Annotated in this window: 2 protein-coding genes; both read left to right on the forward strand. The window is 36.7% G+C overall.

The features are described 5' to 3' along the window. The coding region (locus ACFFUV_RS24235; protein ID WP_512701422.1) for a hypothetical protein at positions 1–258 on the forward strand (258 nt) is incomplete at its 5' end. Between the two features lie 67 nt (positions 259–325). After that, the coding region (locus ACFFUV_RS24240) for a hypothetical protein (RefSeq protein WP_512701423.1) at positions 326–510 on the forward strand (185 nt) is incomplete at its 3' end.

Here is a 510-nt window from a genome sequence, read left to right on the forward strand (position 1 = left end):
GCGCTGCAGGAACAAGCGCGCATGGCTAAAGTTACAGCACGGCTCCAGCTGGAAAACAACGTATATGACTACCTTAAATTCTCCTTTGACTTCAAGTCTGATGAAATCAACAAAAACAAGAAAACCCTTATCGAGGGACAAAACCGTATTCCCGATTTCATGGGGTTCTTGGGAGAATTGAAGAAAGGCGCACGACTGGCAGAAAACCCCAAAGGATATGTTATCGGCGCTATTAAGAGAAAACTAAAAGAAATCTAACAGAAAGAGGACAACATAACAAATAATTTCTTAAATTTGCCATATCTAAACTTTAAATGTATACTATATGAAAAAGTTTTTATTATCATTAGCTACTGCTTTTTCCTTTGTGTTATTCTTAGGGTCATGTACCAATGAAGAGGACATAAACAACAACGGTTATTCCGATAAAGAAAAAGCTAAAATCGAAACATTGATGAATTTGTTCGATTCTTATGGTTGGGAACTTGACACGACTGTTAGTATAGAACA

This window comes from Vibrio olivae, assembly GCF_042428525.1.
Taxonomy (GTDB): Bacteria; Pseudomonadota; Gammaproteobacteria; order Enterobacterales; family Vibrionaceae; genus Vibrio; species Vibrio olivae.